General features: G+C 38.3%; 22 protein-coding genes and 1 riboswitch. Of the genes, 20 read left to right on the forward strand and 2 right to left on the reverse strand.

What is annotated here, in order from left to right:
- The first annotated feature begins 9 nt into the window (after nucleotides 1-9).
- The 18 genes from LG276_RS01990 to LG276_RS02075 all read left to right on the forward strand — a co-directional run bounded on the left by LG276_RS01990 (nucleotide 10) and on the right by LG276_RS02075 (nucleotide 19,141).
- The gene (locus tag LG276_RS01990) at nucleotides 10-297 is read left to right on the forward strand and encodes a DUF4190 domain-containing protein (protein ID WP_224938246.1); all 288 of its coding nucleotides are present in this window, start codon (nucleotides 10-12) and stop codon (nucleotides 295-297) included.
- Between the two features lie 170 nt (nucleotides 298-467).
- Nucleotides 468-1,253 (forward strand): lipid II flippase Amj family protein, encoded by a 786-nt coding sequence (locus tag LG276_RS01995; protein ID WP_404293335.1) that lies wholly within the window; start codon nucleotides 468-470, stop codon nucleotides 1,251-1,253.
- Between the two features lie 17 nt (nucleotides 1,254-1,270).
- Nucleotides 1,271-2,302, forward strand: a complete 1,032-nt coding sequence (locus LG276_RS02000; RefSeq protein WP_289432670.1) for a S66 peptidase family protein — start codon at nucleotides 1,271-1,273, stop codon at nucleotides 2,300-2,302.
- 576 nt (nucleotides 2,303-2,878) lie between these two features.
- Nucleotides 2,879-3,148 carry a hypothetical protein gene (locus tag LG276_RS02005; protein ID WP_224938243.1) on the forward strand — a complete coding sequence of 90 codons (270 nt, stop codon included), beginning with the start codon at nucleotides 2,879-2,881 and terminating at the stop codon, nucleotides 3,146-3,148.
- A gap of 1,402 nt (nucleotides 3,149-4,550) precedes the next feature.
- Entirely contained in the window at nucleotides 4,551-5,729 is a 1,179-nt protein-coding gene (locus LG276_RS02010; RefSeq protein WP_251163015.1) for an acyl-CoA dehydrogenase family protein, read from the forward strand.
- A gap of 17 nt (nucleotides 5,730-5,746) precedes the next feature.
- On the forward strand, nucleotides 5,747-6,226 hold the full coding sequence (locus LG276_RS02015) for a flavin reductase family protein (RefSeq protein ID WP_251163014.1): 480 nt from the start codon (nucleotides 5,747-5,749) through the stop codon (nucleotides 6,224-6,226).
- A 20-nt stretch (nucleotides 6,227-6,246) separates the two neighbouring features.
- Nucleotides 6,247-7,035, forward strand: coding sequence for an FAD synthetase family protein (locus LG276_RS02020; RefSeq protein WP_404293337.1), 789 nt, complete (start codon nucleotides 6,247-6,249; stop codon nucleotides 7,033-7,035).
- Between the two features lie 34 nt (nucleotides 7,036-7,069).
- Nucleotides 7,070-8,026, forward strand: coding sequence for a 3,4-dihydroxyphenylacetate 2,3-dioxygenase (hpaD, locus tag LG276_RS02025; RefSeq protein WP_404293340.1), 957 nt, complete (start codon nucleotides 7,070-7,072; stop codon nucleotides 8,024-8,026).
- A 22-nt stretch (nucleotides 8,027-8,048) separates the two neighbouring features.
- Nucleotides 8,049-8,906 carry an alpha/beta fold hydrolase gene (locus tag LG276_RS02030; protein ID WP_289432674.1) on the forward strand — a complete coding sequence of 286 codons (858 nt, stop codon included), beginning with the start codon at nucleotides 8,049-8,051 and terminating at the stop codon, nucleotides 8,904-8,906.
- Nucleotides 8,907-8,969: 63 nt separating this feature from the next.
- Nucleotides 8,970-9,761 (forward strand): 2-keto-4-pentenoate hydratase, encoded by a 792-nt coding sequence (locus LG276_RS02035; RefSeq protein ID WP_404293342.1) that lies wholly within the window; start codon nucleotides 8,970-8,972, stop codon nucleotides 9,759-9,761.
- Nucleotides 9,762-9,826: 65 nt separating this feature from the next.
- Nucleotides 9,827-11,116, forward strand: a complete 1,290-nt coding sequence (locus tag LG276_RS02040; protein WP_404293345.1) for an MFS transporter — start codon at nucleotides 9,827-9,829, stop codon at nucleotides 11,114-11,116.
- A 142-nt stretch (nucleotides 11,117-11,258) separates the two neighbouring features.
- Nucleotides 11,259-12,008 carry an IclR family transcriptional regulator gene (locus tag LG276_RS02045; protein WP_404293347.1) on the forward strand — a complete coding sequence of 250 codons (750 nt, stop codon included), beginning with the start codon at nucleotides 11,259-11,261 and terminating at the stop codon, nucleotides 12,006-12,008.
- Between the two features lie 26 nt (nucleotides 12,009-12,034).
- The gene (locus LG276_RS02050) at nucleotides 12,035-12,910 is read left to right on the forward strand and encodes an acetaldehyde dehydrogenase (acetylating) (protein WP_404293349.1); all 876 of its coding nucleotides are present in this window, start codon (nucleotides 12,035-12,037) and stop codon (nucleotides 12,908-12,910) included.
- 16 nt (nucleotides 12,911-12,926) lie between these two features.
- Nucleotides 12,927-13,946: a 4-hydroxy-2-oxovalerate aldolase gene (dmpG, locus tag LG276_RS02055; protein WP_404293352.1), complete on the forward strand. Its 1,020-nt coding sequence runs from the start codon at nucleotides 12,927-12,929 to the stop codon at nucleotides 13,944-13,946.
- Between the two features lie 142 nt (nucleotides 13,947-14,088).
- A complete protein-coding gene (locus LG276_RS02060) occupies nucleotides 14,089-15,969 on the forward strand; it encodes a helix-turn-helix domain-containing protein (RefSeq protein WP_404293355.1) in 1,881 nt (626 codons plus the stop codon).
- Between the two features lie 297 nt (nucleotides 15,970-16,266).
- On the forward strand, nucleotides 16,267-17,679 hold the full coding sequence (locus LG276_RS02065; protein WP_404293357.1) for a catalase: 1,413 nt from the start codon (nucleotides 16,267-16,269) through the stop codon (nucleotides 17,677-17,679).
- Between the two features lie 75 nt (nucleotides 17,680-17,754).
- Entirely contained in the window at nucleotides 17,755-18,024 is a 270-nt protein-coding gene (locus LG276_RS02070; protein ID WP_095370940.1) for a hypothetical protein, read from the forward strand.
- 148 nt (nucleotides 18,025-18,172) lie between these two features.
- Nucleotides 18,173-19,141: an LLM class flavin-dependent oxidoreductase gene (locus tag LG276_RS02075; protein ID WP_251163003.1), complete on the forward strand. Its 969-nt coding sequence runs from the start codon at nucleotides 18,173-18,175 to the stop codon at nucleotides 19,139-19,141.
- 410 nt (nucleotides 19,142-19,551) lie between these two features.
- Here the strand turns inward: LG276_RS02075 and LG276_RS02080 are convergent, their stop codons facing one another.
- Nucleotides 19,552-20,451: a 3-hydroxyacyl-CoA dehydrogenase gene (locus LG276_RS02080; protein ID WP_251163002.1), complete on the reverse strand. Its 900-nt coding sequence runs from the start codon at nucleotides 20,449-20,451 to the stop codon at nucleotides 19,552-19,554.
- Between the two features lie 228 nt (nucleotides 20,452-20,679).
- Nucleotides 20,680-20,831, forward strand: a riboswitch (cyclic di-AMP (ydaO/yuaA leader).
- A 694-nt stretch (nucleotides 20,832-21,525) separates the two neighbouring features.
- On the opposite strand from LG276_RS02080, the gene LG276_RS02085 reads away from it, so the two are divergent.
- Nucleotides 21,526-22,848, forward strand: coding sequence for a TrkH family potassium uptake protein (locus tag LG276_RS02085; RefSeq protein ID WP_251163001.1), 1,323 nt, complete (start codon nucleotides 21,526-21,528; stop codon nucleotides 22,846-22,848).
- A gap of 11 nt (nucleotides 22,849-22,859) precedes the next feature.
- Here LG276_RS02085 and LG276_RS02090 read toward each other — a convergent pair whose 3' ends face one another.
- Nucleotides 22,860-23,573, reverse strand: coding sequence for a MerR family transcriptional regulator (locus LG276_RS02090; protein WP_251163000.1), 714 nt, complete (start codon nucleotides 23,571-23,573; stop codon nucleotides 22,860-22,862).
- A gap of 81 nt (nucleotides 23,574-23,654) precedes the next feature.
- On the opposite strand from LG276_RS02090, the gene LG276_RS02095 reads away from it, so the two are divergent.
- Nucleotides 23,655-24,350: a CPBP family intramembrane glutamic endopeptidase gene (locus LG276_RS02095; protein WP_251162999.1), complete on the forward strand. Its 696-nt coding sequence runs from the start codon at nucleotides 23,655-23,657 to the stop codon at nucleotides 24,348-24,350.
- Nucleotides 24,351-24,390: the final 40 nt, after the last annotated feature.

Raw genomic sequence — 24,390 nt, forward strand, 5'->3', positions numbered from 1 at the left:
AGGGAAAGAATGGAACAACAAAAAACAAATACGAAAGCAGTGGTTTCCCTGACCCTAGGGATTCTCTCATTGCTCGTTCCATTTATCGGCTTCTTATTAGGGATTATTAGTATTGTATTTGGAAGGTTGTCGGCAAAAGAAATCCTGCAAACAGGAGAAAAAGGGAAATCGCTAGCAACGGCCGGTCTTATCTGCGGGATTATAGGTATCATTCTTACGGTCATATGGATATTATTTGCGTTACTTGGTATCTTTGCTTTTTCAACATTTGAGACAGAAATACAGGAAATGCCTTAACGGAAATGCGCTGCTTCTAATGGAAGGAGCGTTTTTCTTATGCCCAAATACAAAAGGAAAAGGATGGTATTTATTATTGTTAATTTATCCCACTTGATTTATAATTGCTTTTAATATAAAAAGCTGGAGTGAACAAGTTAATGGCAGAATTGATCACAGCATAATTACTTTTGATCGCATGTTTTCTATTAATCGTTACATTAGTAGAGACTTTAGCTTACTCGACTAGGATTGCTGGAACAAGAGTAAGGTTGATTGCTACAGCAATCTCATTGTTTAGTACATTAGTGATTGTCTCGCGATTTTCGACGATGATTCAGCAACCGATGACGGCAAAATTGATTAATGCAGCACCTGAAGGGAATGTCATGAAGTTCATTGAAGAACAGTATCGCCTGTTAATAGGTGTTACTTCAATAGGTGTATTGCTAGGCATGTTGCTCTTCCCTACATTTATTTTGATATTTTCAAAGGCAATCGTGCAAATGTCAGAACAGCGGGGCTCAATCCCCGCATTAGTAAAGAAAAATATGAACTTACGAGGAATCAAGCGTATGCTTTCATGTATTAGAATCCCTCGTTTCTATTACTTAAAAGGAATTACGTTACAAACCATTCCTAAGCGCTTATTTTGCTTGAATGTAATTGTCACAGCGGTGTTTACGACAGGGGTGCTATCATCCATCTATGCTTCCATTATTGCACCAGAGTATGCGCAAGCAGCGTTAATGTCGTCGGGTATCATAAACGGTGTAGCAACAATTATTCTGACATTATTTATTGACCCAAAAGCTTCAGTATTAGCTGATAGGGTGGTAACTAACCCAAGCAAATATATTTATTTGAAAAGTTATTCATTAACAATGGTCAGTTCTAAGTTTGTTGGCACGTTGGCAGCGCAAATCATATTCTTGCCTGCTGCTTACTATGTAGCTTGGTTTGCACGTTGGATATAACAGATGGGGGGATATATATGTTAAAAAAACCACAAAGATTGCAAAGAGGTGACCGAGTAGCAACGGTGAGTCCTTCATGGGGAGGTGCAGGTGAAGAAGAAATTAGGTGGCGTTATGAACAAGGGGTAAGGCGGCTTGAAGAAGTATTTGGACTAGAAGTCGTCGCAATGCCGCACAGCCTGAAGGGGGCAGATTATTTATATCAACATCCCGAAGCGCGCGCCGAAGACTTAATGGCAGCTTTTTCTGATCATAGTATTAAAGCCATTATTGCCAATATTGGTGGAGAAGACAGTATTCGCTTGCTGCCCTATATTGATTTTGATGTGATAAAAGAAAATCCTAAAATTTTTATGGGCTATTCAGATGTCACGATTACTCATTTATTCTGTCATAAAGCAGGGCTATCGTCGTTCTATGGACCTGCGATTTTAACAGATTTTGCAGAGAATGTTGAGATGGATCCGTACACCGTTGAAAGCATCAAACGTACGCTATTTTCCTCTTCTCCAATTGGTGAACTGACGCCTGCTCCACATTGGACGAGTGAGAGGCTCGAGTGGATAGAAGTCAATAAAGAGAAGCGGCGAAAAATGAATAAGAATAACGGCTATGAGGTCCTGCAAGGAAGCGGTAAGGTAGAAGGCTCGTTAATCGGCGGATGTATTGAAGTGCTGGAGTTTGCTAAGCAAACCATTCTTTGGCCAGAGAAAGAGTATTGGCAAGGTAGTATTTTGTTTTTTGAAACGTCCGAAGATAAGACGGCCCCTGATTATGTGAAGTATTGGCTCAGGAATTATGCAGCGCAAGGGATATTAAAAGCCGTAAATGGAATCGTATTTGCTAAGCCTTATGATGAAGCATACTATGAAGAATACAAGATGGTGATATTAACCGTTTTACAGGAATACGGTTTAACTGATGTACCGGTCCTTTATAACTTGAATTTCGGACATACGGAACCAAAATTTATTTTGCCTTATGGGGCAACTGCTCAGATTGATGCTGATCTTGGCTCCTTTGCCATCTTAGAAAATGGTGTGGAGTAGTGTTAGTTTATAATTATTGGATGAGTTCAATCATTGGTTTTATATTATTGCAATGTATTGTAGGAATTTGGTTGTTAGCAAAAAGGGCAAATAAGACTATGAGAGGTTTGGTTTTTTCTATCCTTTTTACATTTTGGATGTTAGTGAATGCGGTGTTTTTCTATTTTTTTGCTAGTTTATCAAGGGGGGTTTGGGGCTCACTTTTCTTTGTTTTTACTGGTAGTCTGCTTATTACCTTTTATTTTAAACGGCGAATTAGGGAGAAAATCTTTGAAAGTAGATGAAAAAATGGGTTTGTTTTTTGAAAAAAGTAATGTAAAGCCAATTAAAATTTTTACTATACTTCGGTTCGTATTCATTTTTATGCTACTACTCTATTTAATTTTGGGTCTGCAAAACACTGACTTGTTATTACCGGGTAGATTATATCTCATTTTGGCCCTGATGTTTCTAATGGATGCGGTAGAGTCATGGTTGCAAAAAAGTAAATATTTATTTCGATATTTGATATTAAGTCTTCTCTTTTTGTTTTTATTGTTCATCTATTAATAAATGATCTAGAGGATGGTGATAGAGGTGGAGCAGTACAAAGCACAGAAAATGCTTATTCCTTTATTGTTGTTGCTAGTAAATATCGTTCTTACTTCTTTAATTATTCAAGAGCTTTTAGACACAACGGGTAAGGTCTATGGCATCTTTGGATTACTCACCCCCATTTTAGCTATCATTTCTTTCTTTTATATTAGAAACAAAAATAGCATGAGCCCGCTCATTATTTTTTTACAAGGGTTAAATGGGTTTTTTGTTCTTTTTCCTATTATTGTTTTGCTTGTTTCTTTCCTTTGATTGTAAATATGCTATTTGATATATGGTCTCCTTGATATAGAGACCGGAGCTGTGAGCGTTGTGAAAGGAAGAATTACAAGAGGGCGCAGAAAAGAAAAACCGTCTGCCTCAGAAGTTGAGTTTGCGGACAAAACTAATAGGAAAAGAAAGAGAACTGCACGCAAGTTGAGTTTACGAGCAAAAGCCATCCAGAAAAGCAAAGATAAGTAGAGAAAAAGAGGAAATCGCGACTAAACAGGGCGGAAACACAAAGATAAGTAGAGAAAAAGGGGAAATCGCGACTGATCTGAGCCAAAACACAAAGATAAGTAGAGAAAAAGAGGAAATCGCGACTGATCCGAGCGGAAACACAAAGATAAGTAGAGAAAAAGGGGAAATCGCGACTGATCTGAGCCAAAACACAAAGATAAGTAGCATAAAAGAGGAAATCGCGACTAATCAGAGCGGAAACACAAAGATAAGTAGGGTAAAAGAGGAAATCGCGACTGATCTGAGCCAAAACACAAAGATAAGTAGGATAAAAGAGGAAATCGCGACTAATCAGAGCGGAAAAACAAAGATAAGTAGGATAAAAGAGGAAATCACGACTGATCGGAGCAAAAACACAAAGATAAGTAGAGAAAAAGGGGAAATCGCGACTAATCCGAGCGGAAACACAAAGATAAGTAGAGAAAAAGGGGAAATCGCGACTGATCTGAGCCAAAACACAAAGATAAGTAGGATAAAAGAGGAAATCGGGACTAATCCGAGCGGAAACACAAAGATAAGTAGGATAAAAGAGGAAATCGCGACTAATCCGAGCGGAAACACAAAGATAAGTAGAGAAAAAGAGGGAATCGCGACTAATCTGAACAAAAACACAAAGATAAGTAGCATAAAAGGGAGAATCGCGACTGATAAGGATGTAAAAGGTAAAGAACTGCGTGCAAGTCGTGTTTACGCGCAAAATGGTACAAGAAAAACAAGTAAAGTTGTGAGTTAAAATGTATATAGCAGATATTTGTTTTTGTACATTCATCGAGGCTGCCAGGAAAGATTCCAGAGTCGAGAGCATCACAAAAAAGAATCCTCTACTAGGGGGCCCAATGGAAATTAATAGTTGATTTTCACAGCAACTCCTCTCTGTATGATTAGACGATATTTTCATAAAATCACAAAAAAGAAGCGTTCTTCATTTGAACGCTTCTTTTTCATTTTACGCCAGTTATTTTGTAAAAAAGTTTTCCGACATGAACAAATAAAGACGAAAAAATCAAAAATCATGAACAGTTTTTGTTCTAGTTTGAATTTTCATTTTTCACTACACTAACAGTAGAAACTTAATTAAAAGAAAATTTCGAATCAACAATGTAAGCGATATCAAATTAATTGTTTTTATATTCTATAAACGGGGTGAGTAACAATGAATGTTAATACGGTGGATAATATAACGGAAGAAGCGCTATTACAGGGAGCCGAGAAGATTGGTATGCTCGCTGAAGAAGAAGCGCATGAGGCTGATAAGAATGCCACGGTTTCAGCAAATGTCGTGAATTTGATAAAAGAAACACAAATCTCAAGGATGATGTTACCGAGGGAATATGGTGGGCCACAAGCGAGTTTATCTACCTTTGCAAAAGTGATTCAAAAGGTGGCAAATTATAATCTTTCTGCTGCTTGGTTAACCTTCCTTTACCCTTTACACAATTCATTACCATCTTATTTACCGAAAGCAGGAAGAGATGAAGTAGTCAATCAAGGTGGATTGATTGCAGATATCTTTGCAGCATTAGGTACAGCAGAACCTGATGGAGATGGATTAAGAATTAGTGGGAAATGGAATTTTGTCAGTGGCATTCTTCATAGTGATTGGGTTGGCGTAGGGGTGAAAGTTCAATTACCAGGACGTGATAAACCAGTAGTCTGCCTACCCATTTTGAAAACATCTGAGGTTGAAATCGTTAAAAATTGGGATACTTTTGGATTAAGAGGGACGGGAAGTAACCAAATTATTGCAGATAATGTGTACGTACCGAAAGAGCGTATTCTCGATTTAGAAAAAGCGGAATCAACAAGAAGGCCACCAGAAGAAGATTATGATAAAAGTTATCCGTTTTATCATGTGCCATTTTATCCGGCATTTTATATTGGATTCCCAGCGATTGCTATCGGTGGTGCGGAAAGAGTGATTGAAGAGTTTAAAGTGTTAACTGAAAAGCGTGTTCGTTTGATGGATGGGATGAGAGAAAGTGAGTCCCCTCGAAGTCAACGTGTAATAGCAGAAATTTCTACCGATTTGCATGCAGCAAAAGGGTTGATGGCTCAATACATTTCTTTATTAGAAAATTACGAAAAGGATGGCGAAATGACACCACTCGGGGAGTTTTTTGCCATTAGAACTAAAATTATAAAGCTTTGTACAGATATCGCTGTTCGTGCCATGTTAACACTTGGTGGTGCTGCACTGTATAAAGGTGGGACTTTAGAAATGTTTATCCGCGATATTTTATCCGTGGCTACACATAAAACATCACTTTATGAAGATTCTGTTGCTGCTTACGGGCAAGACTTATTTGGATTTGAGAGTGGCGTCAGAGGTTAATGAAAGGAGAGGTAAAGATGGATGATCGTTTATTTAGAAATGCAATGAGTAAATTTGCCACCGGCGTAACGGTGATTGCAACCGAAACAAATGGAAATGTTCATGGGATGACGGCTAATGCTTTTATGTCGGTATCACTTGATCCTAAATTAATCGTTATCTCTATTGGGGAGCGAGCGAATATCCTATCGAAAATTAAAGATAGTGGGATATTCACCGTCAATATTTTGGCTGATGATCAAAAAGAGCTGTCAATGAATTTTGCTGGACAGTTAAAGGAAACAAAGGAAGTGTCATTCGCGAGATTAAATGACATGCCGGTCATTGACGGGGCAGTGGCACAAATGGCATGTGAAGTATCGGCCACACATGTAGAAGGTGACCATACGTTATTTATTGGTCGGGTGAAGGATGTGTATTTAGAAGAAAAAGATCCATTATTATTCTTTAACGGCAAATACCGTTCAATGATAGCAGTAGAAGAGCCAATTTCTTAACAATAAAGGAGGGAAGTCAGATGAAAACCATCGTCTTAAATGAGGAAGAGCTCCATGGCGTATTAGGTAAAAATATAGAATCATGTGTGATGGCGCTCGGATTTTTCGATGGCCTTCACCTTGGTCATCAAGAAGTCATTCGCCAAGCAAAGGTGGAAGCAAATAAACGTAACCTGCCACTAGCAATCATGAGTTTTTTTCCTCATCCGAAAACGGTGTTAATGAAGCGATCTGACTTTCCTTATTTAATGCCATTAGAGGAAAAGAAAAAGAGAATGAGTTCTCTTGGTGTCGATCTTTTCTATATCGTTCCTTTTAATCATGCATTTGCTAGCCTCTCCCCAGAAGCATTTGTTAAGCAATATTTACTCACACTCGGCGTGAAACATGCAGTTGCTGGTTTCGACTTTCATTATGGTAACAAGGGAGTCGGACATATGGCCAGATTAGCAACTGATTCAGGCTATCAAATAACGACAACATCTGTTTCAAAATTGAGCAGAAATGGGTTGAAAATTAGTTCCTCTTATATCCGCAGCTGTTTACAGCAGGGGGAAGTAGATTTAGCAAATGCACTTCTTGGTAGACCGTATCAAGTGAAGTTGCAAAGGAACGGTAGCACGTACTGGGTTAAACCTTTTTATACTTTACCTGCACTTGGTGAATATGAAGTGAATTGCCAAGGGGATATGCATACAGTCAAAGTCCTTAGCAAAGAAGAAGTAGAATGGCAATCGAACAAGACCTTACCAAAAGAATTAAGCATTCATTGGTTGAAAAAAACAGATGCAAAAGAACAAATCAGTTAAATCAATATTTTGATAAATAGGAGAGTGAAGAGCAATGATTCTTCGTTTAGGGCAAATCGAGCTGTTTGTAACAGATTTAAATAAGTCTAAAGATTTTTATGTAGATGTACTAGGGTTTATTGAAGTGGAAAGAACAGAGTCAAGTCTATATTTGCGTGCCATTGATGAATTTGATCGATATTCTTTAATTTTAACGCAAAAGCCAAAAGCAGCTCTTGGTAGTTTTAGTCTACGTGTATCTAGCCCTGAGTATTTAAGAGAGTTAGAGAAGCAACATCAAGAAATGGGAGTTGCCACTCAATATGTCGAGAATAGTATCCACCCAGGAAAAGGGCCGGTACTTAAAGTAGCTGAGCCGAATGGTCATCCGGTTGAATTCTATCATGCAATGGAAGAGATGAATGTAGGGAATAAAAGTGGCGGAGTAGATGCCTTGCCAATGAGATACTCCCATTTACATCGTGGTATACCGCCAGTAGCAATCGATCATATGAACCTGCGTGTAACAAATGTAGATAAAGCGTTAGAATACTGGCAAGCAATAGGCTTTAGCATTTCCGAATATGTTCAAGGAGATGAGGGGAAATTTGCTGCATGGACAAGAGCGAAAACATCTACACATGACGTGGCCCTTGTCCAACATAAAGAAACATCTCTGCATCATATTGCTTATATTGTAGACGGTATTTCTTCCGTTGTGAAAACGGCTGACTTACTTGCAGATGCAGGCTACCGTGCAAATATCGATTATGGACCAGGTCGTCATGGGGTAACAAATGCCTTCTTCTTATATGTAAGAGACCCTGACGGTCATCGTGTTGAGATTTATTCTGGTGATTATAAACGTGATACTGATTTACCACCAATCGGCTGGACCAAGGAAGAATATGATACAAAGGGTCGTTTATGGTGGGGACCATCAGTGCCAGATTCTTTCTTTGAAACAACACCAGTGAATGATGAGTGGATGAAAGAGAAAGTGACAAAATAAAGAGAATAGGAGAGGATTTTATATGTCTATTTGGAACGATTTAGCAGATATCGAATTTAAACTTCATTTTGTCGATGCAGATGGGGTGAAAACGAGAGTACTAGAATCGGGAACTGGAGAGCCTCTTTTGCTTTTACATGGTACAGGGGGGCACATCGAGGCTTATGCAAGAAATATCAAAGGATTGGCTGAGCATTTCCGCGTGATATGTATCGATATGTTAGGTCATGGATATACAGAAAAGCCAGACTATCCGTACGGTATTGATAGTTACAGTGACCATTTATTAGCTGTAATCAAAGCGCTTGATTTAGAGAAAGTATATTTATCTGGCGAATCTCTTGGTGGATGGGTGGCTGCCTGGTTTGCTGCTCACCATCCGACCTATGTGGAATCGATGGTGCTCAATACTCCTGGTAATGTGAATAACAAACCTGAAGTTATGGCAGGACTAAAAGCGTCAACATTAAAAGCTGTACTTGAAGCAAACTATGAAAATGTGAAAACGAGATTAGAGTGGTTAATGTATGATAAATCGCAAGTAACAGATGAGTTAATTGAATCTCGTTACAATATTTATACTCAACCTGCTTATCAGGAAGCTGTCCATCATATTGTCCATTTGCAAAATATCGAAGCAAGAAAACAATTTAGTTGGGACCCATCATGGTGTGGCAAAATCAATGTACCAACATTACTTGCTTGGACTGACCATGATCCAACTTCAACAGTAGAAGAAGCAGAACCGATCAAAGAGATGATTCCAGGGAGTGAACTGACAGTAATCAATGAGGCTGGTCACTGGCCACAATGGGAGAAACCGGAAGAATTCAATCAGGTGACCATTGATTTTTTAAAAAAACAAGTGGTATCTAAATAAATATTTATACACCCGTCTCTTAACAAAGTGGCGGGGTCTTTCCATATAGAAGGAGGTTCAATGATGACACTACAGTTAAATGATCAACTAAAAGAAGCTGCTCAAGCGCTTTTAGAAGCGGAGGAAACAAAGAAATCCCTCCAGCCATTAACAGATGACATCCAGCAGCTATCAGTTGATGAGGCATATCAGATTCAGATGGTAAATATTGATGTGAAGTTGGCTCAAGGAGAAAAGATAGTTGGAAAGAAAATCGGTCTAACCTCTCTAGCTATGCAAAAGGCCTTAGGGGTTGATCAGCCAGACTATGGCCATTTATTAAGTAGCATGGATGTCACAATGCAAAAATCGGCCATTCCTATGGATCAATTATTTGAGCCGAAAATTGAGGGAGAAATTGCGTTTGTATTGAAGCATGATTTGCGGGGACCGAACGTAACAGAGGCAGATGTTGTAGCAGCCACTGATTATATTATCCCTGCTTTAGAAATTGTGGATAGTCGAATCGAAAATTGGCGGATTAAACTGGAAGATACTATTGCTGACAATGCCTCAAGTGCCCAATTTGTTTTAGGTGAAGAACGATATGCTGTCGATAGTGTGAAGCTAAAAGAAATGGAAATGAAGTTATACAAAAATAACAAATTGATTAATAAAGGCTATGGTGCGGATGTATTAGGTAATCCGATAACTTGTGTTGCTTGGTTAGCTAATAAGCTGTCTGACTATGGTGTTCACTTGAAGGCAGGAGAAGTCATTTTATCAGGTGCGTTATCTGCAGCGATTCCTGTGGAGAAAGGCGATTCATTTAAAGCAGAATTTAGTGGGCTTGAGAGTGTAGAGGTGAGTTTTTAAAAACATAGCGGAGCGTAGTCCTTCGCTTACTTTTTCTTAAAAATCTTGAGAGTGAGGTCATCTAAATGGCGAAAAATCCTCGTACGAAAGAAGGTAAAATCTCGCGTCAGGCAATTCTAATTATTATTTTATTATTTTTACTGACAGTGATTAGTAATGCAGATAAAGCGATTATTGGATTTGCATCTGTTCCTCTGATGGAAGAATTAGGGTTGAATGCTGAACAGTGGGGTATCATTGGAAGTGCATTTTTCTTTTTATATTCTATTTTTGCTATTATCGGGGGAACGTTAGCTGACAGATTCGGTGCAAAAATTGTTATTGCTGGTATGGCAATTGTTTGGGCGACCGTGCAGTTTTCTACCCTATTTGTGTCAAGCTTTACCTTTTTATTGATAACACGCATTATACTAGGCGCAGGGGAGGGGCCATCTTATTCACTCGCTATGACTGCTGCAACAAAATATCTACCAAAAGAGAAGCTTGGGATAGGTTTAACACTTGTTTCTGTAGGTGGTCCTTTAGGGGTAGCTATGTCGGCACCTATACTTATTTCTTTAATCACTCAATTTGGTTGGCGTTCGGCATTTCTAGCGACTTGTATTGTCGGTTTGATTTGGGTTGTATTTTGGCTAATGATTGCAGAAAATGATCGCAAAGAAGCAATAGCAAAATACAAAGCTAATCGACAACAAGACCAACAAACAGCAGTAAGTAAATTTGGACCAGTGCTAAGGTCAAAAAACTTTATTCTTATTGCCCTTTGTGGTTTTGCGACGTATTGGTCTTTTACCATTGGTTTAAATTGGCTTCCTAATTACTTGGAAAATGTCCGTCAATTGAGTGCAGAAACCTTATCTATAGTAGCAGCACTCCCATGGATAATGATTACCATTTCTCAAATCACTTTCTCTACTGTCTCAGACCGATTATTTAAGAAAACGAAAAGTATCGTGAAGGGGCGAGTATTTGTACTCGGTCCGGTGATGCTAGCGGGAGCAGTTAGTTACTTTATAGGGACAATACTAAATGCAAATATGTTGGTCATTGCCTTTCTCTCTTTAGGGCTTACTTTCGGTTGTATTACACTTGTGCTTGGTCCGACTATTCTTTCGAGTATGGTCTCAAAAGAGCATATAGGTAAAGTGCAAGGATGGTTTATGGCGTTTACCTCTTTAGGAGGAATCGTTGGTCCTTATATTACGGGTCTTCTTATTGAAAGATCTGCAACACAAGCAGTGGGCTTTCATATGGCATTTCAATTATGCGGTATAATCCTTCTTATTTGCGGTGGACTTGTATGGTTATTTGTCAGGCCGAATAAGGATGAGAATATTCGATCAAACGTAGCATAAAGAAAATGAATGCGTTTACAAGTAATTTTTGAAAAAAATAAAAAATCAGAATAATTATATTGACAAACAAAAGGAAAACATCCTACAATTTTAATGTGATATTAACGAATACTATTCGACATTATCGAACGTTGGAGGATGTATGACGATACAATCAGTTTTGCGTGCAACAGACATTTTAGAATTATATCTTAATGGTCAAAAAGAGTTAAGTGTAAAAGAAATAGCGGAAGCCATGGAACTCTCTAAAAGCACGGTCCATGGTTTAATAAAAACTTTGGCCTCGAAAGGTTATCTTTATCAAAATGAGGAAAGTGGTAAGTATCGTTTAGGTATGAAGCTTTTTCAACTAGGTCATATCGTTGAGAACCAATTCGATTTTGCTGAAGTTTCGAGGCCAATCATCAATAAGCTTGTTACTACTCTAAAAGAAACGGTGCATTTAGTAACTTTTGAGCAAGGTGAAGCGATTTACATTGAAAAGAAGGAAGGTCCTCATTCTTTGCGAATCTATTCGCAGATTGGTAGGAGGGCACCCTTTCACTGTACGGGAGTAGGGAAAGCGATATTGGCTTTTTTACCAAAAAAAGAACAAGAAGATATCATCGAAACCCTTACTTTAAAGTCGTTCACTGAGCATACCATTGTCACTAAGCAAGCATTAGTAAAGGAATTAGCTGTAGTGAAAGAGCAGGGATTCGCTGTTGATAACGAGGAGATTGAAATCGGTCTTATATGTACAGCAAGCCCGATCTTTAATTATCAAGGAAGGGTAGTTGGTTCCATTAGTTGTGCGGTACCAACAGTGCGATTAAATGAGGCACATCAACAAGAGGTTACTACTGGAATTAAAACTGCTGCCAATGAAATTTCAACTGCACTTGGATATTAGAAGGAAATTAAGGAGGGAACTGAGGTTTGAGTAAAGTAAAAGTAGCGATTTTAGGATCAGGTAATATTGGAACAGATTTGATGATTAAATTAGGTCGTTCAGACATTTTAGAACTTACAACGGTGATAGGTATTGATGCAAATTCTGATGGCTTAAGACGTGCGAAGGAATTAGGGTATGTCGCCATTGATACAGGGATTGATGGGTTTTTAGAACAGCCGGAACTTGCAGAGATTGTTTTTGATGCGACATCAGCAAAAGCGCATATTCGTCATGCAAAAGCTTTAAAAGCAGCAGGTAAGAAGGTCATTGATATGACACCAGCAGCTGTAGGTAAGTTGATTGTTCCCCCAGTTAATTCAAAGGAACATTTAGATGCTGAGAATATCAATTTAATTACATGTGGCGGTCAGGCGACTATACCAATGGTACATGCGGTGAACCGAGTGAGTCCAGTTGCCTATGCTGAAATCGTTGCGACAATCTCAAGTAAAAGTGCCGGACCTGGTACGAGGGCTAATATCGACGAATTTACTGAAACCACTTCAAGGGCGATTCAAGAAGTGGGCGGCGCGAAAAAAGGGAAAGCTATTATTATATTAAACCCAGCAGAACCGCCAATACTCATGAGAGACACCGTCTACACGTTAGTGGAAGAGGGGACGATGAAGGAAGAAGAGATAAAAGCATCAATTGCTGATATGGAAAAAACCGTGCAGAGCTATGTGCCAGGCTACCGATTACGGACGGAACCAATGATCGACGGTAATCAAGTAACTATCTTTATAGAAGTGGAAGGAGCCGGCGATTATTTACCTAAATATTCAGGAAATCTAGATATTATGACAGCGGCTGGTGTAAAGGTAGCTGAAGAGTTTGCAAAGAATTTAATTACACAGTAAAAGGAGAGAGATTCATATGACCGAACCTCAAAAGGTATTATTAACGGAAGTGGCATTGCGAGATGGGAGTCATGCCCTTTCACATCAATATACTGTTCAGCAAGTAGAGAAGATTGCCAAAGGCTTGAATGAGGCTAAGGTGCCTTATATTGAAGTAGCTCATGGAGACGGCCTAGCGGGATCTTCTTTGCAATATGGCAGGTCAAAAACAAATGAGTTTGAATTAATAGAAGCAGCTGTTGCTGTAACTGACTTTTCAAAGGTTGCTGTGTTGTTAATTCCTGGTATAGGGACAGTTAAAGAATTGAAACAAGCCCAGCAATTAGGGGCGAAGATGGCGCGTATCGCTACACATGTGACAGAAGCAGATGTGTCTGCCCAACATATTTACGCTGCCAAAGAGCTTGGAATGGAAACGGTTGGATTCTTAATGATGTCTCATATGGCAGAACCGGAGAAAATCGTGGAACAAGCAAAACTAATGGAAAGTTACGGTGCCGATATTGTTTATGTCGTTGATTCTGCTGGAGCTTTATTACCAAATCAAGTAACAACAAGAATCAAAGCAATGAAAGAAACCATTGGTGTGGAAATTGGTTTCCATGCTCATAATAATCTTTCATTAGCAATGGCAAATACGTTAGCTGCCATTGAAGCAGGCGCAACAAGAATCGATGGAAGTGTTCGTTGTCTTGGAGCAGGTGCGGGTAATACGCAAACAGAAGTGTTAGTAGGGGTATTAGATCGAATGGGCATTGAAACAGGTGTGGATTTTTATAAAATGATGGATCTAGCAGAAGAGGTTGTGGCACCGATCTTACCTGTTCCTCAAGAAATTACTAAAAATAGTTTAGTTCTTGGATATGCAGGCGTTTATTCTAGTTTTGCTTTACATGCCCAGCGTGCAGCAGAAAAGTTCAATTTAGATGCACGAGATATTTTAATTGAACTAGGTAACCGAAAAGTTGTCGGCGGGCAAGAAGATATGATTGTTGATGTGGCGGCAGAGTTAGCAAAAGTAAAAACATTCGTCTAAAGTTCAAAGCAGCCGAACTTCGTTTCAAAACTCGCGAATGATTCAATTTTCTAATAAAATAGACTGGAAGGGGCGAAATTTCCCCTTTTTTATAAAAATAGAAATGTTTGCGCTTTCAATCTTGCGCTTTAGGAGGTTATCTATGCATATTGTTGTTGATGAAGTTTCAATCAATCCTATTACAAAAGGACATGAAAGAGTCGTTTCGACACCATCGGCATCACTAGGTATTTTGCGTCATCAACTCGTTAAGCATATAGGTTTTGAACGCCTAAAAAGTTTCTTATTTTCCTTTGGATGGGAGAATGGTGTAAAGGATGCTAAAAAGGCATTGAAAGAGCATACTTCAATTCCTTATTTAATCAAGCACGGTCCCCTGTATCATAAGGAAAATGGGCAAATTACAGGTGTGAAGCATATTTGCCATTTAACAATGTGTGAAGACAATCAGCATGTGAAATCTCTCTATTCAGAGGGGATTTGGTATGGTTCTTATGAGGCTGAAGAACATATAAGACTACATGGCTATAGTGATACACCTCAATGTCATACATTAGTAGGTTATGCTAGCGGCTATATGACTACTATCACAGGTGTGTCGCTGCTAGTAAAAGAAACGTGTTGTGTGGCGAAGGGTGATGCTGAATGCAAATGGACAATCCAATCGCAAGAACAATGGGAGATGGAGGGTGAAGATGCTCATTCACCATATGAAGAAACCCCCATCGTTAAAGAATTAGCTTATACATATGAACAGTTATTAGAACAGCGTAATTTTGTAACAAAACTGGCGGAATTTCAAAGTAAATTAACTGAAGAGATTTCTGGGGGCAGTAGTTTAGAAGAAATTACTGAACTTGTCTACGATCATATGCAAATACCAATTGTGATAGAGTCTATTGATTTTTATCAAATGTCTAGTGCAGGCTTATCTCCAGATGAATGCGGTGAACTGACGGATGATATGAAGCAATATTTTTCATTTCCTATGAATGATAAGGAAGAAAAGCACTCTACCTATCCATTGTTTTTTCAAAAGAGAATCGTCCATACTGAAAAGCAAACAAGGCTGATGGCCCCAATTTTAGTGCAAAGGAAAATTCAAGGGTACTGCTCATTTGTTTATGAACCAACGATAGATAACAGTCATGAATCTGACTATTTATTACTGGAACGATTTGCTAATGCTGCTTCCCTTATATTATTAAATGAAAAAACACGCTTTGATTCGTTAGAGAGAATGAAGGGTAGTTTCCTTGAACGTATATTAGAAGGAGAAACGTCTAAAGCAGAGATTATTAAAAGGGGTAAATATACGGGTATTGATTTAACACAGTCCTATTTCTTAGTCATGATTGATTTTAGTATTGGTACAGAATCCTTTGAGGAAGAATTTCAGTTGCAGGAAGATATATATGAATGGATGATTCAATACTTTAGTGAAAAAAAGAAAAGTGTATTAATCAATATGCGTGATCATCATCTAATCATTCTGATCCCAGATGCGGCACTTTCATATGAGCATCATGAAACATTCTTCCGCCCATTAATGAAGACCTTACGTGCGGACTTTCCTAATGGTGAATTTACAATTGGTCTTAGCAATCAAGGAAATGAGATTACAAGTGCCCATCAACACTATGAAGAAGCCCTTGTTTCTTTAAGACTATCTTCAAAGGAAAATATGATGTCCTTTAAACAATTAGGAATCGTTGGTGTTCTGATTAATTCTAAAAATACAGCTGGGGTGAAAACAATTGCCAAACAGGAATTAGGCTCACTATATGATTTATCGGATAGCAAGATGGTGGACTTATTGCAAACCTTATATGTGTTTTTACTAAATGGAGGAAAATTGGAACAAACGACAGCAGATCTGAATTTATCTATGAGCGGTCTTCGCCATCGAATTCGAAAGATTGAACATACATTAGATAAGGATTTGCGTAATCCTCAAGAAACACATCAACTATTCTTAATTATGCAATCTTTAATTGCTTTAGGAGAATTGAAAATGAACTAAATAGATGATTATATTACCCCACCAGAGTTGGTTCTGGTGGTTTTTTAATATAATTGACTACCTTCAATTCCTATTAAATGGATAATAGTGAGGTTCAAACTTTTTAATAAGTCATATCGAAGGCACTCCCTCCACTTTTTTTATTAAACTACTCCTATCTATTAAATCTTTGTTGTAATGAGCAGCTTGAATGCTTCGATAGAATTCTAAGTGAAAGTTGTTATAGAAAGAAACATAAAACGTAGTTGTCCTTCATATCTAATTAACAGGAAGACATAGAAGAATATGGAGGGAAATATGGACGAAAACAACGAAAAACATCAGCGACAAGCAAAGATTCATTTCAATAGTCGAGGAAGTCAAGCGCAAGAAGAAGTGGAAGAGAGGGATATAAATAAATGGAAAGGGGACGAACCTGCAAAGCTTCATTCACAAACTGTTGGCAAAAGAGGACCTATCTTAAAACAGGATAGTGTAGAACATGAAACACTGCAAGAATTTATCCATGAGAAAATCATTGAACGACCTGTTCATGTCAAAGGATTCGGTGCTTTTGGCTATTTTCAAACGGTGCATTCAATGAAAGAACATACACAGCTTAGTTTCCTACAGCGTCCTGGTCAACAAGTACCTGTTATGGTGCGATTTTCATTAGCAGTGAGTACGAAAGGAACGCCTGATACGTCAAGGAATGTAAGAGGGTTTGCAACTAAGTTTTATACAGAAGAGGGGATATTTGATTTAATTTGTAATCATATACCTGTTTTCTCTGTGCGTGATACGATTCGTTTCCCTGAGGCGATTAAAGCGTTTTTACCATCTCCAGTCAATAATCTAATGGATCCCAATCGCTTTTGGAGCTTTGTAGCACGTGCACCAGAGTCGTTAAATTTTGTTGTCCATCTATATTCAGATGCTGGAACAGTGAAAAGTTTGCGTCATATCCCAGGACATAGTGTGAATACATATGTCTGGCGGAATGCGCAGGGAGAAAGGAAATATGTGAAATATCATTGGTATCCGTTTGCAGGTATTGAATATATTACGAGGCAGGAAGCGGGCAAACTAGCCGGTGAGAATCCAGATTATGCTGGGAAAGATCTTTTTGATACCATTGCATCTGGCAAAACAGTAGAGTACGGATTATACGTTCAATTAATGGATCCCATGGATGAGGAGAAATTATCGTATGATCCACTTGATGATACGAAAGTGTGGGATGAAAGACAATATCCATTGGTACCAGTTGGTCGAATGGTTTTAAATAGAAACCCAAAAAATTATATGGAAGAAGTAGAGAAGGTCTCTTTTTCACCTGTCAACCTGCTAGAGGGAGCAGAGTTATCCGATGATAAGATGCTTCAAGGTCGAGCGAATATTTATAGCGATTCACAAAGAAGACGAATCGGACCGGGGTTTAGGAAGTTGCCAGTAAATGACCAAGCAGATTGGACACCTGCCAACCAGGTGACAAGTGGAGATGGCCGATTTGTGGAAGGGAAATTACAAAGAAGTGATTTAATAAAGCAAAATGATTATGCGCAGGCTGGAGAATTTTATCACGCTTTAAGTCCACAAGAGAAGGAACATTTAGTCGGTAATATTGCTGCAGATTTAAAAGGGGTTGATCAAGATATAAAAGAAGTGGTATTGTCATATTTTCACCAAGCTTCTTCAGAACTTGGGGAAGCGATTGCCAAGCATGTTTAAAATTCTCAGCATAACCTCCGTTTAAAATAATCTGTTAAGAGGTAATGAATAGTTAAGAGATGGAGGCGATATAAAATGGCAGAATTAACAGCTGTGAAAGTCGTATTACAGGATGAAATGGAAGAATATTTTACTGACGATAATGATCAGAAGGAAGCAGCGGACGCTTTATTAAGAGTAGATACCGTTTTGTTTTACGGGAAAAATATGGAGCTTCTAAATGATTACGAGCCAGCGAAAGAATGGGATCACTTTTATGATTTTGAATTCAATTCAGCTGATGATATTAAGAAGGAAATTGCTGAGAGGTTAGAAATCAGTCCTGATATAGTGGAAGTCGAATAAACCAGCTATCAGCTGGTTTTTTTTATGGAGTGGAAAAGCTAGATGCATACCTATTTGGAGTCGATTATTCAAGCAACTCCGTTTGAAGTTGATCAACAGACTGGTATACTTTCTTTATTAAAACAATCGTTTAGAAAGGGTATGGAGCATGCATCTAGGAATTCTTGATCAAATGCCGAGACCACGTCACTTGTCAGTTGAGGAAACGGTAGAAGAAACCATTCATAAAGTACAAATGGCAGAAGAATGGGGATATGAGCGTTATTGGTTTGCTGAGCATCATGGGACAAAAGGGATGACTTCTAGTGCACCTGAAATCCTAATGGCAACGGCAGCGGCAAAAACAAAGACCATTCATGTTGGCAGTGGCGGGATTTTATTGTCTCAGTATAGTCCGTATAAAGTGGCTACACAAATGCTGCAACTTCAATCAATTTTTCCAGGTAGGATTGAGGCAGGTGTAGGACGTTCACCAGGGGGACCGGAACGAATACGTAAGGCCTTAGCTAATGGTGTGAAGAATGAAACGAGCATTTATCCTGAAAAGATAAAACAAATGCTCCACTATTTCGCAGGGGATCAGTCGGTGCAAGCGACACCTAGGCCGAGGGTATCGCCGCAGCTTTATAGTCTGGGACTTGGGGAGAATAGTGCCCAGCTAGCAGCAGAGCTTGGCATTGGTTATGTATTTGGTCACTTTATTCAACCTGGAAGAGGCGTGCAGGCCCACAAACAATATCGGGAGTATTTTCAGCCGGGCTTTTTTGTAAATCCGAAAGCGATTACTGCTGTCTTTGTCATTTGTGGTGCGACAGATGAAGATGCAGAGGAATTGGCCGTTACACAAGATATATGGTTATTAAGGACGGAAAAAGGAATTGATAGTCGGATTCCGACACTTGAGGAAGCAAAAGCAATGCGGTTAACAACAGAAGATAAAAAAAGAATCGCATTGAATAGAAAAAGGATGATTATCGGTGGGCCAGCAAAAGTAAAAGAAGAGCTAAGCAAATGGAGCGAACTTTATGAATGTGACCACTGGTTATTATTAAATAACACCTATCACTTTGCTGATCAACGCCAATCTTATGAACGCATTGCAGAAATTTTTTTCTGATGATGTGGATAACTCTCAAGTAGTACACATATCAATAGAATTTAACTAACAAAAAATGTGTTGGCAAGTGTAAAGGTGGAGAAGAAGAGGAAGGGTTTTCCCGCAAATCCGAAATACCAACTCAACTGGGATTAATAGTGACGAGTTGTGCCTGCAAATAGTAAATACAAATACAAGCGGGTTGAAAAGCGAGAAGAAGTGTTGGTAAATGAGAAATGCGAACCCAAGTGGATGAAAAGCGCCGAGAAGTGTTGGTAAAGCGGAAATGCGAAGTCAAGTTCCACCAAATATACCAAGTGGGCAAAACATTTACAATAGTAAGGGCATCCAGAAAGTCTCATTGCCGACTTTTTAGACGCCCTAAAATATATTAAGGTTCTAAGGATATCAATTTTTCAATTGCGCCCTCGTTACCTTTTCAGAAACTCAGGATCAGCAAAACTTGGATTCGGATATTTATAGAAGCCTTCTCCTGTTTCTCGTCCGAGTTTACCTTTATCAATATATTCCGTTTTTAAAAGGTGAGCTAATTTTTTAAATGCTTCATTACCGGTTGCATCGGCTTTTGCTTGTGAGATATTGTAAGCTGTGCGGATTCCAACGACATCAAGAATAGCGAACGGACCTAGTGGAGCACCAGTGCCAATCATCCATGTTTTATCAATGGTTTCTGGGTCAGCTACTTCATTCACTAATAACATTTGGCCTGCCTCTAATAATGGAACGAGTAAGGAATTTAAGATATATCCTGGTTGTTCTTTATGCAATTGAAGAGGGACCATCCCGATTTCTCTTGCAAATTCAACGATTTGGTTAAAAACATTCATGTCTGTACCGGGGTGTTTCATTACTTCAGCCGTATTGTTTTTCCAAATTTCATTTGCAAAATGCAATGCTAGAAATTGTGACGGTCTCCCTGTGAAAGCTACAAATTGGCTAGGAAGTAATGTGGATGAATTCGTTGCAAAGATGGTTTCTTTCGGTGCGACTGCACTTAATTTTGTATAAAAGTCTTCTTTAATGCTAACCACTTCTGGAACAGCTTCAATCACTAAATCAGCTTGCTCGACAGCTTTAGATAAATCAGTATAAAAAGACATCCGTTCGAATGCCGCATCGACTTGTTCATCGGTTGCCTGTAAATCATTTTTATAGCTTTCCTTCAGCTTCAATATTCTACCTTTTGCTGTTGCTAGTGCTTCCTCAGAAATGTCATACACACTTACTTGAAATCCACTATACGCTGTTTGGTAAGCAATCTGACTGCCAAGTACCCCACTACCTGCAACTGTGATATGTTTGAATCCCATTGTAATCCCCTCTTTATAAAAAGTTATTTTCACATTTTCATTATGGCATAGTCTTACCTTCTATGACTTTCGACTTATAGAAGGATTGTTAAGTAAAACTGAAACCTCTTTATTCGTTATCATGGCTCCTCTTCATTAATGTAGGTAAATGGATGGTTTGGTAAACATTTTTTATTTTATCTTTACAGATAACAAAAAGGGGAGTAATATAACTTCATCAATTAAATATCATCTCAATCGCTGAATCCTTAATTGGAGCGGAGGAACCACTTTTGTAGAGGTAATCTACTTGGGGTGAATCCTTTAAAGAATGTAAAAAGGAAGGGTTATTCTTGACCCTAATCCGACAGCTAACTTCGTAAGCGTTAAGAAAAGATGGTAAACTTGTGATCAAATAACATGACCACGGGGGATCCCTCTGTGGTCTTTTTGCTGTTCCTTTTTTCTCATTGAAGAACTCACAAATCGATAGTAAGGATGGGATATGGTTTGGGGCACTTTGGGGCAACGATGCTACCAGAATTGAAAGAAATGAATGAGGCATTTTTAGCGGTCGATAAGGATCTACACATGCTGCTGTTTTCTGTCACTAGATGAGCACATGTCAAGGCAAATCGGGATGAATAATGTAGATCATACTTTTATTTTGTTTGGAGAAGATGTGCAGGGAAGTATTTTACCGCCTTTCTTCTGAAGGGTATGGGGGCAAAGCGCATCACAATTTTCATGCGAAAGTGTTAGAAAAGATAGGTGTTGACCGAGTGATTGATCCAGAGAAATATGGCGATAAGAGTTGCAGAAAATATTGTCTCAAATTCAATGGTTGATTTTCTTGATTAGCTCGTGATTATACCATCGCTGAAATCCTTGTAGGAAAGAAATTTTTGGGGGTGTAAATTGAAAGATTTACGAATTGCTAAGCGGTTTGATTGTCATATTGTCGGTCTTCAGGCGAGAACAGAACTTTACTGTTTCTCCAAGTGAAAAGGAACCAATTCAGTTGAATGATATGTTAATAGTATTGGGTAAAAAAAAGAGATATTATACGCTTTGAAAAAGAAGGAGCATAGAAAGATGAACAACGCAATCGTTCGGTTAAACCCATCTCAGTTGTTATTGTTAGTGTTCTTGTTTTTCATTATATTTGGGACGATTTTTTTAAAACTTCCATTTGCAACGACAACACAGGTTACTTGGACAGATGCATTATTTACAGCAACTTCGTCCATGACGGTAACAGGGTTAGCTGTTGTAGATACTGGTACGGTCTATACACTATTTGGGCAATTAGTCATCCTTGCGTTAATACAAATTGGTGGATTAGGGATCATGTCATTTGCAGTGTTAATTTTTATGCTCCTTGGTAAAAGGATAGGGTTTAGGGAGCGGTTATTAGTTCAACAGTCATTAAACCATACATCTATTGGTGGAGTCATTAAATTAGTAAAAAGTTTATTCATTTATTCCTTCACGATTGAATTAATTGCTATGTGTTTTTTAGCCATTACTTGGGTTCCTGAATTTGGTTGGGGAAGGGGCATGTACCTCAGCTTCTTTCACTCCATTTCCGCTTTCAATAATGCTGGCTTATCGCTGTTTCCTGATAATTTAATGGGATATGTGGGGGACCCGATTGTTAATCTTGTTATTTCATTCTTGTTCATTATTGGCGGTATTGGTTTTACGGTTTTAGCGGATATTTGGTATAAACGCAAATTTAAGAAACTGAGCTTACATTCAAAACTGATGATTGTCGGCACTGTAGTTATCAATGCTTTTGCGATGTTAGTTATATTCGTGATGGAGTTCCATAATCCACATACATTAGGCGCTATGTCTGAAATGAGTGATAAACTTTGGGCAGCTTACTTTCAAGCGACATCACCGAGGACGGCAGGGTTCAATACAATCGATATAGGTAATATGCATGAAGCAACCATTACTTTCATGCTCCTTCTCATGTTTGTTGGTGCGGGTAGCGGCTCTACTGGTGGTGGAATTAAGTTAACGACTTTTTTAGTCATCGTATTATCAGTTAGGAGTTTTTTAAAGCAAAAGCAGCAAATTACCATTGCTAATAGAGCAATTAAAGAAACCATCATATTTAGATCATTGGCCATTTCTATGATTAGTTTCTTATTTATCTTCTTAGCTGTATTTATTCTCAATATTACAGAACCAGAGCCGTTTTTAGAATTATTATTTGAAACGGTCTCAGCTTTTGGGACTGTTGGGCTTTCTATGGGGATTACGGCTGATCTATCTAACATCGGTAAGATTATTATAGTATTTATTATGTTTCTCGGAAAAATTGGACCATTAACATTTGCCTTTTCTCTAGCCAAACCAAGACAAGAGAAGATTAGATATCCGAGTGAAGATATCATGACAGGTTAAATATAATTGTGTCAGCTTTTATTCTTCATATAGGTAAAGGCTGACTCGAGAAACTCGATAACTTCTTGATTAATGGGATATAAGTTTAATTCTTCTGACTGCTCTTTTGATCTTCGTGCTTCCCAAAATTGTTCAGATAGTGCTTGATTACCGTTGAACATTTCCATTGAGTAGATTTCCACATCACTCGCAATTAATTTGGCAACGTCAGAAGAAGGCGCTTCTCCGTTTTTTAAACAAAGTTCTATGCGCTTAATAATATTCATCCATTTCTTAATTTGACCATCATCATTCTCTAATTTGGGAAGTGATGTCTCCCATTCTTTTGTTGGCTGTGTATGATCTTCACTCTCTTTTAACGTTAAGGGAAGAAGTTGTTCCCAACCAATCTCTCCTTCTAAATCTACACTGTTCCTTAAAGTTTGTGTATATTTTTGCGCTTGTACGATATCGTCAATTGACGCTTTCAATGTTTGAAGATGGATATCTAGCACTGATGATACAGTCGTTTCGTCAATGAGCTTTTGTATATCTTCTAACGACATATTCGCTTTTTTTAATAGCAATACCTTTTGCAGACGAAGTAAGTCCAGTTGTGTATAGAAACGTTTACCATAATCATCTTTATAAGTAGGGGTGACTAATTGAATTTCATCATAATATCGTAAAGTTCTAACAGAAATGGACCAATCTTTAGCAATTTTACCCGTCGAAAAATAATTCATCTTTTTCTCTCCTTTGAACTTGAAGATGACGTAACGTAACCAGGTACTCTTAATATATCAAATAAATTGGGGGTAAATGGAGTGAATACCTTATTTTCAAAAGAATCACGCTGGTCAATACAAACGTTTTTACTTATTCTGATGTTTGTCTTCATCATAGTGCCGATATTCATTGAAAATTGGGCACAGGACCTATTGCAGCGGTTATTTCAAAATGATTTATATGCGGGGACTTTGACAGGGTTAATCATGGCAATTGCCTTTACAGTGGCTCTTTATTATATTACGATTAAACCATATGGATTGAATTGGCAGTCGCTTGGCTTGAGGTCGTTTGCTAAGAGCTATTGGCTACCGATTATCGGATGGACGATTTTTCTAATAGTGGGCAATGTATTGCTTGTTATTCTCATGGATTTATTCGGTGTTGGCGTAGAAAATAAGAAAACGGCTTCATTAACAGCAGAACTGAATGGATTTACGATTCTCATTGCATTTATATCTGCGGCCATTGTGTCACCCATTTATGAAGAAATTTTGTATCGTGGCTTTATATACAAATGGTTAAGGGCTAAATGTAATATTGGACTGAGTATGCTCATTAGTTCCGCGATTTTTACGGTGGTACATTTACCGACTTATAACACATTACCAGTTAATTTTTTCAGTGGACTTATCTTCGCTTGGACTTATGAGAAAACAGGCTCCATCTATCCTGCGATGATTATCCATAGCGTTTTTAACGGACTGGCGATTCTACTAACTGCCTTTACTTAATTATCTTAATTTTTAGTTTCCAAGGAAGCTATGAAGCGAA

It is taken from the genome of Cytobacillus kochii, assembly GCF_044790165.1.
GTDB lineage: Bacteria > Bacillota > Bacilli > Bacillales > Cytobacillaceae > Cytobacillus > Cytobacillus kochii.

Bases quoted from the DNA above. Each gene is read 5' to 3' on its own strand.
- dmpG (WP_404293352.1), top strand. From the start codon at position 12,927: ATGACCGAACCTCAAAAGGTATTATTAACGGAAGTGGCATTGCGAGAT.
- LG276_RS02075 (WP_251163003.1), top strand. From the start codon at position 18,173: ATGCATCTAGGAATTCTTGATCAAATGCCGAGACCACGTCACTTGTCA.
- LG276_RS02085 (WP_251163001.1), top strand. From the start codon at position 21,526: ATGAACAACGCAATCGTTCGGTTAAACCCATCTCAGTTGTTATTGTTA.
- LG276_RS02040 (WP_404293345.1), top strand. From the start codon at position 9,827: ATGGCGAAAAATCCTCGTACGAAAGAAGGTAAAATCTCGCGTCAGGCA.
- LG276_RS02015 (WP_251163014.1), top strand. From the start codon at position 5,747: ATGGATGATCGTTTATTTAGAAATGCAATGAGTAAATTTGCCACCGGC.
- LG276_RS01990 (WP_224938246.1), top strand. From the start codon at position 10: ATGGAACAACAAAAAACAAATACGAAAGCAGTGGTTTCCCTGACCCTA.
- LG276_RS02010 (WP_251163015.1), top strand. From the start codon at position 4,551: ATGAATGTTAATACGGTGGATAATATAACGGAAGAAGCGCTATTACAG.
- LG276_RS02035 (WP_404293342.1), top strand. From the start codon at position 8,970: ATGACACTACAGTTAAATGATCAACTAAAAGAAGCTGCTCAAGCGCTT.
- LG276_RS02065 (WP_404293357.1), top strand. From the start codon at position 16,267: ATGGACGAAAACAACGAAAAACATCAGCGACAAGCAAAGATTCATTTC.
- hpaD (WP_404293340.1), top strand. From the start codon at position 7,070: ATGATTCTTCGTTTAGGGCAAATCGAGCTGTTTGTAACAGATTTAAAT.
- LG276_RS02080 (WP_251163002.1), bottom strand. From the start codon at position 20,451: ATGGGATTCAAACATATCACAGTTGCAGGTAGTGGGGTACTTGGCAGT.
- LG276_RS02020 (WP_404293337.1), top strand. From the start codon at position 6,247: ATGAAAACCATCGTCTTAAATGAGGAAGAGCTCCATGGCGTATTAGGT.
- LG276_RS02070 (WP_095370940.1), top strand. From the start codon at position 17,755: ATGGCAGAATTAACAGCTGTGAAAGTCGTATTACAGGATGAAATGGAA.
- LG276_RS02030 (WP_289432674.1), top strand. From the start codon at position 8,049: ATGTCTATTTGGAACGATTTAGCAGATATCGAATTTAAACTTCATTTT.
- LG276_RS02060 (WP_404293355.1), top strand. From the start codon at position 14,089: ATGCATATTGTTGTTGATGAAGTTTCAATCAATCCTATTACAAAAGGA.
- LG276_RS02045 (WP_404293347.1), top strand. From the start codon at position 11,259: ATGACGATACAATCAGTTTTGCGTGCAACAGACATTTTAGAATTATAT.
- LG276_RS02000 (WP_289432670.1), top strand. From the start codon at position 1,271: ATGTTAAAAAAACCACAAAGATTGCAAAGAGGTGACCGAGTAGCAACG.
- LG276_RS02090 (WP_251163000.1), bottom strand. From the start codon at position 23,573: ATGAATTATTTTTCGACGGGTAAAATTGCTAAAGATTGGTCCATTTCT.